The sequence below is a fragment of the Streptomyces sp. AC512_CC834 genome, from assembly GCF_019049325.1.
In the GTDB taxonomy this organism is placed as follows: Bacteria; Actinomycetota; Actinomycetes; order Streptomycetales; family Streptomycetaceae; genus Streptomyces.
The window spans coordinates 267,833-275,811 of record NZ_JAGMUO010000104.1; the positions used below are offsets into that span (position 1 = coordinate 267,833).

7 protein-coding genes are annotated in these 7,979 nt (G+C 67.4%); 6 read left to right on the plus strand and 1 reads right to left on the minus strand.

The window, feature by feature from the left end; all coding sequences use genetic code 11:
• From KUM40_RS34820 to KUM40_RS34830, 3 genes are all read left to right on the plus strand, one after another.
• On the plus strand, positions 1–4,401 hold a 4,401-nt coding region (locus KUM40_RS34820; protein ID WP_254396091.1), incomplete at its 5' end, for a DUF6531 domain-containing protein.
• 42 nt (positions 4,402–4,443) lie between these two features.
• Positions 4,444–5,067 (plus strand): hypothetical protein, encoded by a 624-nt coding sequence (locus KUM40_RS34825; protein ID WP_217170283.1) that lies wholly within the window; start codon positions 4,444–4,446, stop codon positions 5,065–5,067.
• Between the two features lie 182 nt (positions 5,068–5,249).
• Positions 5,250–5,435: a hypothetical protein gene (locus KUM40_RS34830; protein ID WP_217170284.1), complete on the plus strand. Its 186-nt coding sequence runs from the start codon at positions 5,250–5,252 to the stop codon at positions 5,433–5,435.
• A 14-nt stretch (positions 5,436–5,449) separates the two neighbouring features.
• Here KUM40_RS34830 and KUM40_RS34835 read toward each other — a convergent pair whose 3' ends face one another.
• Positions 5,450–5,893, minus strand: coding sequence for an ATP-binding protein (locus tag KUM40_RS34835; protein WP_217170285.1), 444 nt, complete (start codon positions 5,891–5,893; stop codon positions 5,450–5,452).
• Positions 5,894–6,037: 144 nt separating this feature from the next.
• Between KUM40_RS34835 and KUM40_RS34840 the strand changes: the two genes are divergently transcribed.
• The 3 genes from KUM40_RS34840 (at position 6,038) to KUM40_RS34850 (ending at position 7,897) form a co-directional block, all read left to right on the plus strand.
• A complete protein-coding gene (locus KUM40_RS34840) occupies positions 6,038–6,883 on the plus strand; it encodes a helix-turn-helix transcriptional regulator (RefSeq protein ID WP_217170286.1) in 846 nt (281 codons plus the stop codon).
• Positions 6,880–7,068: a DUF397 domain-containing protein gene (locus KUM40_RS34845; protein ID WP_217170287.1), complete on the plus strand. Its 189-nt coding sequence runs from the start codon at positions 6,880–6,882 to the stop codon at positions 7,066–7,068. Before KUM40_RS34840 ends, KUM40_RS34845 begins: the two co-directional genes overlap by 4 nt.
• Positions 7,069–7,387: 319 nt before the next feature.
• The gene (locus KUM40_RS34850; RefSeq protein ID WP_217170288.1) at positions 7,388–7,897 is read left to right on the plus strand and encodes a hypothetical protein; all 510 of its coding nucleotides are present in this window, start codon (positions 7,388–7,390) and stop codon (positions 7,895–7,897) included.
• Positions 7,898–7,979: the final 82 nt, after the last annotated feature.

Consider the following 7,979-nt stretch of genomic DNA (forward strand, 5'->3'; position numbering starts at 1 on the left):
CTGCGTCTGGTCAAGGGCATGGCGGGGGAGTCGGCGCTGGCGGAGTGGGCGGGCAAGTCGGCGACCGTCTTCAAGGAGGAGTTCTCCGGCGTTCCGAAGAACCTGAAGAAGCTGGAGAAGTCGTACGGGATGTGCGGCGACGCTCTCGCCGACTTCTGGCCGAAGCTGGAGCGGGCCCAGGTCCTGGCCGACAAGGCGCTGGCCAAGGCGCGGGAGGCCCGTGACGACCTGTCCTCCGCCCAGTCGAAGCTGTCCTCGGCGGACTCGTGGGTGACGCGGGCGTCGAAGGAGGCGGACAAGTACAAGGACGATCCGACCGGCAGCAAGTCGGACGCCGACAAGCCGGACGAGGGGAAGGTCCGCGCCGCCACCCGTGACGTCCAGCACGCGAAGACGGCGCAGACGAACGCGCAGTCGGCCGTCGACTCCGCGCAGGGCGCGCTGGAGGTGGCGAAGAAGATGGCCGCGGACGCGCGCAAGATGCGTGACGACGCGGCCCGCGAGGCCAAGAGCAAGATCGACGAGGCGTCCGACGCCGGTATCCAGAACCGGTCGTGGTGGGAGGAGGTCGGGGACTGGGTCTCCGACAACTGGGACAGCATCGTCGCGGTCTGCAAGGTCGTCGTGGCGGTCGTCGGCATCGTCGCGATGATCATCGGCGGGCCGATCCTGGGCGCGATCGTCCTCGTCGCAGCCCTCGTCGTCCTTGCGGACACGCTCTACAAATACAGCAAGGGCCAGGCATCCCTGTGGGACGTGGGACTGGCCGCGCTGGACTGCATACCCGGCATGAAGGGGCTCACCACCCTCGGAGGGCTTGCCAAGGGCGCGAAGGCACTGGGCAAGACGGGGCTGAAGGGCATGGCCCTCAGCGCGCGAGGCGTCGCCAAGAACGCCAAGACAGCGGTGGCCGACGGCGCCAAGGGCGCCTACAACCGGCTGAAGAGCAAGATCAAGGGCTGCGGTGACCCGGTCGACGTCGCTACTGGAGGCACGTTCCTGGTCCAGACGGACGTGTCCCTTCCCGGAACCCTGCCCCTGACGTTCATTCGCCGCGCCGCGTCCGACTACGGATGCGGATGGTGGTTCGGCCCCGGTTGGTCCTCGACTCTGGATCAGCGTCTGGAGATGGACGCGGACGGCGTCTTCTTCGTCACGGAGGACGGGATGATTCTCGTCTACCGCGCCGAAAGTCAGGCAGGGCATCTCCGGCTGCCCGAATCGGGGCCCCGTATGCCCCTCAGCCGGGAGGCCGACGGGACGTATCGAGTGGACGATCCCTGGACCGGTCTCAGCCGCCGCTTCGCCCCACAGCCCGACGGCACTGCGCGTATCACCAGCATCACCGACCGCAACGCCAACAGTCTCACCTTCGACTACGACGAGTCCGGCGTTCCGCTCGGGATCCGGCACTCGGGCGGGTACCACGTCACCTTCACCACCTCCGACGGCCGTGTCACCGCCCTGCATCTGGCCGATGCGGAGGACGGTTCGGACACCGTTGTCAGGCGATACGGCTACGACGACGGCAACCTCACCGAGGTCGTCAACTCATCCGGCCTGGCCCTTGCGTTCACCTACGACGAGTACCTGCGTATGACGTCGTGGACCGACCGCAACGACCACCGGTACGCCTACGTCTACGACGATCAGGGGCGATGTGTCTCACAGGCCGGACAGGCCGGACACGTCGCCGGCACGTTCACGTACGACGAGGAACTCTCCGCCTGGCGGGGATGCCGCGTCACCAGGCATACGACGACCGACGGCGCGACCACTCGGTTCGTTGTCAACGACAACAGCCAGGTCGTTGCCGAGATAGACCCCCTTGGCCACTGCACTCGAACCGAGTACGACGACCACCACCACCTGCTCTCCCGCACCGATCCCCTTGGGCACAGCACGCGTCATGAGGTGGACACGGTCGGCCGGCCGACGCGTGTCTCGCTGCCGGACGGCGGTGTGGTCACTGTGGTGTACAACGCACTGCACCTGCCGACCCGCGTCAACCTGCCGGACGGGACGAGTTGGCAACACACCTACGACGCACGAGGTAACCGGCTCGAGTCCATCGCACCGGACGGTGCGCGCACGCGGTTCGCCTACGACGCCCACGGGGCGATCGCATCGGTGACCGACCCACTCGGCGCCATGACGACCGTGCGCTGCAATGCCGCCGGCCTACGATGCGAGACCACCAGTGCCCTGGGCGAGCGCACCACACGCACGTACGACTCCTTCGGCCGGCTCAGCGCCGTCACAGACCCCCTGGGAGAAACGACCAGGCTGTGGTGGACCGTCGAAGGCCGCCCGGCCCGGGTCCTCGACCCCGACGGCACTCAGGAGACGTGGACCTATGACGGCGAGGGCAACTGCACGTCCCACGTGCAGCCGGGCGGCGCCCTGACGTCCTTCCAATACGGTCCCTTCGACCTGCTCACCGCGCAGACCGAATCCGATGGAGGGCGGTACGAGTTCGAGTACGACGCGTCGCTGAGGCTCACGCGGGCGGTGAATCCCCTCGGCCTGCGTTGGGCATACACCTACGACGCGGCCGGCCGGCTCGTTGCCGAAACGGACTACGACGAGCAGCGGACAACCTATGAGCGGGACGCGGCCGGCCGGTTGACTCGGCGGGTGAACCCGACGCGTCAGGAAGTGGCGTTCAAGTACGACCCGATGGGGCGGCTTCGCTCCAAGGTGGTCGGTGCCGAGGCCACCGAGTACGTACACGATGCCATGGGACGGTTGGTCCGCGCCGTGGGGCCGGGCTGTGACCTTAGGGTGGAGCGGGATCCCGCCGGGCGGGTCGTCGCCGAGCGGGTGAACGGCCGGTCGACGGTGTCGACGTACGACTCCGCCGGGCGCCGTGTCGAGCGAGTCACGCCCTCCGGTGCACGTGCCCTGTACGGGTATGACGCCGTCGGACGCACGACCCGTCTGCATACTTCCGGCCACGCCATCGAGTTCGGCCACGATGCCGCCGGACAGGAAATCAGCCGTCTCGTCGACGCCTCCCTGCGCTTCGACCAGAAGCGGGACGCGAGTGGTCGGCCGGTGGAAGAGCGGTGGACGACTGCGGACCGGCTGGTCCAGGGCCGCGAATACAGCTACGGAGAGCAGCACGATCCGAGCCGGGCGTCCGATGTCATCGACGGCCCCGTCGTTCTGAACACCGACTCGATGGGACGCGTCAGGAGCCTGCAGGGGGAAGGCCGCTCGGAAAGCTATGACTATGACGTCGCAGGACACATCGCTTCTGCTTCATGGTCCGGTTATCCGGGACTGGACGCGGCGCAAGGCAGTCGTTCCTACGCCGGAAGTCGCCTGGAGCGTGCGGGAGGAATGCGCTACGTCCACGATGCTGCCGGACGCGTCGTGGAGCGCTGCAAGAGGCGCCTGTCCCGGAAGCCCGCAGTCTGGCGGTACATCTGGGACGCAGAGGACCGACTGACCTCCGTCAGGACCCCGGACGGCACGTTCTGGCGCTACTCCTACGACCCTCTCGGTCGCCGTATCGCCAAGGAGCGACTTGGCGACGACGGCCAGTCAGTAGTGGAGCGGACGGATTTCACGTGGGACGGCCCGGTTCTCGTGGAGGAGACCACCAGCGACCCGGCTCTGCCGAATGCGGTCACTCTCACCTGGGACCACTCCGGCATGCGACCGATCGCCCAGACCGAACGCCTGACCGACTCGGCCACGCAGGAAGAAGTAGACGCTCGTTTCTTCGCGATCGTCACCGATCTGGTCGGCACTCCGACCCAACTCGTCGACACGCACGGCGAGGTGAGCTGGCGAGCCCACCGGACGCTATGGGGTGCTACGGCCTGGCCCCGGCAAAGCCGGGCGTACACTCCGCTGCGCTTTCCCGGGCAGTACCAGGACCAAGAGACAGGACTGCACTACAACTACCACCGCCACTACGATCCGGAGAGCGGTTGTTACACCTCACTGGACCCACTCGGCCTGGTGCCCGCCCCGGATCCTTACAGCTACGTGACCCATCCGTGGCGGCAGACCGACCCCTTCGGTCTGATGTCGTGCGACGAGGAGAGCGTGGTTCTCTACCACGGGTCACGGGACTGGAGCGGCGGGGAATTCTCGTTGGGCCGCTCTCACGACATGCAGCGCGAATACACCCCGGACGCCGGCGTGTACCTGACCGACGACTTCAACAGAGCCGCCACACAGTACGCCGGCCCCGACGGAGTCGTGGTCCGGACCGAAGTGCCGAGATCGTTCGCTGATTCGGTGCTCCGCGAGCACAGCGGGCCCGCCGGGCGCCAGCCGGAGTACTTTGTGGACACGCAGGAGGGGGTCGACATCCTGAATGCCGGTTCCCCGCGCACGCTTCCGCAGCGAGATGCGGTGATTCAGCACATGATGGGCCAGTTCTAGAGTTTTACGAGGAGTGCGGTAGTGGCAGGTTCGATCGTTCCCATGTCGGAGAGCATGCTGGCTCGTGGTGTCTTCGGCCCGCTCGGCGGTGTCGTGGAGGTCGGGGCGGTGAACGCCACGGGTTCATGGTCCGTCTCAGACGTCTCGGTCGGCCTTTTTTTGGACGACCGGTCCGAGGATGTGGGGCGCCTGCTCAGAGGTATCCGGTCGGTCTGCCGGTTCAGTGACTCGGGCATGGCCGTTGTCGACGAGCTGGGACGACTGCGCGATCATGAAGTGCCCGCGGCTTTTCTGCTCCTGTGGTCCGCGGGTGTCACGGGGGTCCCCGAGCCTCTGGAGAAGCTGGAGGAGCCGGCGCTGGTTCGCCGCATGTGCCGTATGGCAGCGGACCTGCAGCTCACGCTTCTGCTTCAGGCGCTCGTCACCGCGGCCGTCGCGGCCGGCACCGAGGCCGTCCGGGGCGCGGAGCAGATCACCGAGGTGATGACCATCGCCTGTGCCCTGGCCGACCCGAGCGGCGGGAGCACTCCCAGCCTGGTCTTCCGCATGTGGCGTGTCGCGCACCTGCCGGGCATCCTCCGACCCGAGTCCGACGCACCGGACGAAGGCAAGGCCGGATTCCGGGCGTACGACGAGATGCTGGATCAGTTGCTCGGGGTGTCCTGACGGGGGTGACCGTACGGTTTCGCGCAGCCACGTTCCCGACCGGGAGTGTTCGCTCCACCCCTGGGCACCGACTGGAACCGGCAGACCGGCGAACCAGCCGGAGCCTGATCTTCCCGTCCCTGGCCACCGCAGAGCTTCCGGGGCTCGAAGCCCAGTTGGAAGCCGGTGCTTCCGGGGGCCGGTTGCAGAGCGTCGACGAGGACGTGACCGACGGCGCGGACTACATCGACCACGCCGCATGGCGGCTCTCGGGCAAGGTCGTCCTGGCCGGAGTCAAACACGACGCCACGGACGCGCCGGTGCAGCTGGTCGTGGTCGTGCGTGACGACCAAGCCGACGTGCAGGACGACGGCGGAGAGTGGTTGTAGCGGCGCCCGACCTTTCAGCAGCCCGGCATCGGTCCGGCCCCCACCTCGGCCCAGATGGTCTTGCGCGGAGGCGGGCCTGGGACGACTCCCCAGCGGTCGGCGAGTGCAGCCACGAGCAGTAGGCCCCGGCCGGACTCGGCGTCGGCCGCGGCCTGCTGTGGGTGCGGGAGCCGGTCACCGCGCGTGTCGGTGACCTCGATGCGGAGCGTGTCGCCGACGACGTACAGCAACAGCCTGAAGTCCCGGCCGGAGACCCGGCCATGGGTGACGGCGTTGGCCGCCAGCTCCCCGACGATGAGCTCCGCCGGGTGCGACGGCAGTCCCCACGTGCGCAGTTGCTCGGTGGCGAGCAGTCGGGCGAGACGGGCGCCGCGAGGCGTGGAGGACAGCTGGAGGCTGAAGTTCCGGACGGGGTCGGCAGCGAGTCGGGGCGTGGGGTCACTGGTTTCCTGGTTCACGTCACTCAGCGTGGCGGAATCTGCTTCCGTGGATGAGTGACAACGCTTGTACGTACCGTCACTGTCCCGGCATTTGTCTCGGCTGTCTCGGCTGTCCCGGGCGTTGTACGAGTACGAGTACGCGTACGCGCCGAAGGAGGAGCCGTGGACAAGTGTGTCGACGAGGCGGGCTGGGACGTGGAGCCGGGCGACGAGGTCGAGCCGGTGGTGCAGGCGGTGGGCCGCCTGCTCAGGGTCTGCCGGGAGGCGGCCGGGGTGAGCGTGTCCGAGCTGGCCGCAGCCCTCGGATACGGCGAGGACATGATCCGCAAGATGGAACGCGGGGCCCGCATTCCCCGCCCGGAGTACCTGGACCGGGCGGACCAGATCTTGAAGGCGCAGGGGCATCTGCGAGCCTTCATGGAGGACATGCGCAAGGCGCGGTATCCGAAGAAGGTGCGGCAGCTGGCCGAACTGGAGGAACGGTCGGTGGAGATGCTGCTGTACAGCAACCACAACATCCACGGGCTGTTGCAGACGGAGGAGTACGCGCGGGCGCTGTTCGAGATGACGCAGCCCGCGCTCGCCGACGAGGTTGTGGAGCGGGAGACCGCTGCTCGTGTGACGCGACAGGCCGTCCTCCAGAGGGAGCCCGCTCCCACGCTCAGCTTCGTCCAGGAACAGGTGACGCTCGAACGTCCCTATGGTGGGAAGATGGTGCTACGCCGACAGCTGGAACACATCTTGGAAGTGGCGCAGTTGAGGAACGTGACGCTTCAGGTCATGCCGACCGACCGGCAGGAGCACGCTGGATCGCAAGGCATGATCGAGGTGCTGAAGTTCGCCGACGGCACGGCGATGGGACGCTCCGACGGGGCCTTCAACGGCCGCCCGGTCTCGAGCCCCAAGGACCTCCGGATCCTTGAACTGCGCTATGGCATGATCCGGGCGCAGGCTCTCACGCCGAGGGAGTCGCAGGCATTCATCGAGCAAGTGCTGGGGAGACTATGAGCACCGCTGAACTCCACTGGTTCAAGAGCAGCTACAGCAGCAGCGGCGAGCCCGGTGACTGCATCGAAGTCGCCCCCACCGCTGCCACGGTCCACGTCCGTGACTCCAAGAACGCATCGGGCCCGCGGCTCGCGCTCACACCCGGGGCGTGGGCAGACTTCGTGACCTACGCGTCGCGGAGCTGACCCTCGACGGTCGACACCCACGCGAAGCCGGAGCCTCGCGTGGGGGTGTTCCGCGCTGGCGGCGGGGCAGGGCTATGCCCGGGGAGGCGGCGCCCTGACCGCACCTCTATGTGTGGCGGCGCGGCGCCGACGTCCCGAGGCGTGGGAAGTGACTGCGCGGCCGAGCTTCGACCGGACGGTGATGGTCGGCCACAGGCCGAGTGACTGGCATGTCCTGAACCTCGCTGACGTACGAGCACCGCAACCCGGTGGCCAGATGACGGAGACGTACATCCAGGAAGTCGGAGACGGATACCCGTGCACCTGATCACGGAGAAACATGGACGTTCGCGCCGTAGTGATGGGATTGTCCGGGGCGGTGCCGCTCCCGGGGCTGCCTGATGCCTGGCACTGGTCGCCGGCGACCGGGGTCGACTTCGCAGGGGCGCTGTCCGCCGACGGCAAGCGTCTTCTCCAGCTGAGCGGTCGGGACACCTACGATGAGGGCCTGGCCGTCAGCATCCTCCGGTTCGCACGGGAACACGAAGACGAGATGGCCGCACGTAACCCCTTTCTCGGATCGATTGAAGGCTTCGAGCCGCCCGCCGGGCGCCGCTTCGATGCTGTCGTGAGCATCGCGCCCAAGGTGCACCGTTTCTACCATGCGGAGAAACCGGAGCTGACGGAGCATGTGTGGCTGGCGTATCCCGCCTATGCCTGCGAGTTCTCCGGGCGGGAAACCCTGGACGAGGCGGTCACGCGCTACCGCATGCTCGGTCTCACCGACCTTGACCGGACGCCGGTGCCCTTCCTGAAAATGCGGTTCGCCAACACTGTCGGCGTCGCTTGAACCGTGACCCTCTGACGGCGGATCAAAACTGACTCACTTCGTGGCATCCATACGAACCTGATCTTGAGTGGAGATCGGGAGG

What these genes read in the sequence shown, in the direction of transcription:
- KUM40_RS34825 (WP_217170283.1), top strand. Translation starts at nt 4,444, where the DNA reads ATGTCGGAGAGCATGCTGGCTCGTGGTGTCTTCGGCCCGCTCGGCGGT.
- KUM40_RS34845 (WP_217170287.1), top strand. Translation starts at nt 6,880, where the DNA reads ATGAGCACCGCTGAACTCCACTGGTTCAAGAGCAGCTACAGCAGCAGC.
- KUM40_RS34850 (WP_217170288.1), top strand. Translation starts at nt 7,388, where the DNA reads ATGGACGTTCGCGCCGTAGTGATGGGATTGTCCGGGGCGGTGCCGCTC.